Source organism: Tateyamaria pelophila, from assembly GCF_019966495.1.
GTDB classification, from domain to species: Bacteria; Pseudomonadota; Alphaproteobacteria; order Rhodobacterales; family Rhodobacteraceae; genus Tateyamaria; species Tateyamaria pelophila.
In genome coordinates this window covers 1-2,239 of record NZ_JAIMIA010000273.1, presented here as the reverse complement: position 1 = coordinate 2,239, position 2,239 = coordinate 1, and the positions used below count along the sequence as shown (strand labels likewise).

The 2,239-nt window shown below is 60.4% G+C and carries 2 protein-coding genes; both read right to left on the bottom strand.

Annotated features, from left to right (window positions below; translation table 11 throughout):
• On the bottom strand, positions 1-1,064 hold a 1,064-nt coding region (locus LC354_RS27565), incomplete at its 3' end, for a metal-dependent hydrolase family protein (protein WP_223429120.1).
• Between the two features lie 170 nt (positions 1,065-1,234).
• Positions 1,235-2,239 (bottom strand): class A beta-lactamase (bla, locus tag LC354_RS27560; RefSeq protein ID WP_223429119.1); only part of this gene is annotated, 1,005 nt, incomplete at its 5' end.

Here is a 2,239-nt window from a genome sequence, read left to right as displayed (position 1 = left end):
AGCGCGGGGTCGCCCTGAGTGTCAGTGCCAAATCCGAAGAGCAGGTCGTATTTCTGCGCTAACGCGAAGGCTGTATCCGTTCCAGAGATCATGGCCTGGTACTTTTCTTCCTGAAACGAGTCGGCAGGAAACGGGAGAGCATCCTCATCGTCATAGAAGGGCTGCAGGCAGATCGAAGTATTCGTCTCCTTCATCAGTTGGGCGGTTTCCTCGTCAATCATCTGGCCATGCTCGACATTCCGGACACCGCCGCGGATCGCGTTCTGGATCGCCTTTGCGGTGTAGGCGTGAACCGTCACGTAGGTGCCCCAGTTCTGCGCCACTTCGACCGCCGCCGCGATTTCCTCGACAGTGTATTGCGAGACGTCCAGCGGATCCGAGGGCGAGGCGACCCCGCCGCCACCCATCAGCTTGATGAAGGCCGCGCCCCGCATCAGGTTCTCGCGCACGCGCTGCAGGACTTGCGCCTTGCCGTCTGCGATGGCGACCGACCCCATCCTTTCCTGCGGGGTAAGATCCCTTGAATAGCTCTGAGGTATATCAATCGTTTGACGGAAATCTGCATGGCCCGACGTTTGGGAGATCATCGACCCCGCAGCGTAGATCCGGGGACCAACGTACATACCCTCGTCGATCACCGACTTTAGATCGAAAACATTGCCGCCCAGGTCCCTGATCGTGGTGAAGCCCCGCATAAGCGTCTTTTCCGCGCCAAGGGCCGCCAGGAGGTTCAACTTGCCCACATCAGCCGCGAACACGTCGCCACTTATATTGGCCGCCATGCTGTGCCAATGGCAGTCTGTCAGGCCAGGCATCAGCGTCCGCCCGCCGCCGTCGATGACCGTGCCGCCCGCGATGGCCAACGGTTCGGTCGACACGGCGGTGATCAGGTTGTCCGTCACCACCACATTGGCGTTTTCGATCAGGGCTTCGTTCACACCGTCAAAGACGTTGACGTTCGTGAACAGGATCGGCCCGGACGCGTCCTGAGCCGCTGCCGGCAGGGCGACACTCGCAGCGACGGCAAGCGCTGCCGTCAAATTTTTTGGGTTCAGTTTCCGCATTGGGTTGCTCCTATTTCGGATGCAGAGGGCAGTTCTGGAAGAACTCAATCGTCGCCTTGCAAGATCGCCCCTCCCCGGGCACGTCGGTCTTGCGTGTCATCGATTGGTCCATAAGTAATTGTTTGTGGGGAGGCACCGGTAGACCCTGCACCCCCGAGAGGTTTATCCACTTATTGCTTCGCCACCGGAGCCAGGTAGAAGTAGTCGAACATCATACGGGCGATCTCGGCAATCGCCCGATCCCTGTCCGAAACGGGTGTCTCGTTGCTGTTCGTGTACACGGCGATGGCAAACCGCCGACCGTCGGGGAGCGTGACATAACCGACGTCGTTGGCAATTCCGCCTGCGGTTCCGGTCTTGTGCGCGACGGGCGTTCCCTTCGGCATCAGCCCCTTGAGACGGCTAGGGCCACTGCGCGTGCGCGACATGACTCCCAGCAGAAACGCGCGGCTTTCCGGGCTCATCGCCGTGCCACCGTCTATGGCAAGCAGCAGTTGCAGCATCGCAAGGGGCGTTGCGTGGTCGCGGGGATCCGCCTCGAAGTCCGGATTGGGATCAACTTGGGCCGACACCAGTGCCGGGTTGTTGCTGATGGCCTCAGCGACATCTTCTGGCGTGACCCCCGGCACGCCGTAGAAATCCATGAGAATTTCGCGGGTCGTCCGATCGACCCTGAAATCAGTGATCCCGAGGTTGCGCAGATACTCGGTCACCGCCGCTGATCCGCCTGCCAGCCCCATGGAAACGTCGGTCGCAGTATTATCGCTTTCCGTGATCATCACCTCGATCAGGTTCGCCACCGAGAGCTGGATCCCAGCGTGGGGGAATGTCTCGGCAAGCGCAAATACGCCAGCGACATACATGTCGGGCGGGACTTCTACCAGTTGGTCGAGACTGAGTTCCCCCCTGTCCACGCGATCCAGCACCGCAGCGGCAATCGCCACCTTGTAGGTGCTGGCCATGGCGAAGGTCTCATCACCATTGAACGCGATGACCTCGTCGCCGCCGATTTCCTGCGCCGCGAAGCCTATGCGCCCGGCAAGCCCTGATGCGATCTGTTCGATCGCGGCACCAACGGACTGTCCTTGCGTTGTCTGGCCGTATGCCGGGCCGAAGGTAGCCGCCGCGGAAACTGCGAGGGCTGCGATAACATGACGATATTTCATTTTTGGTTT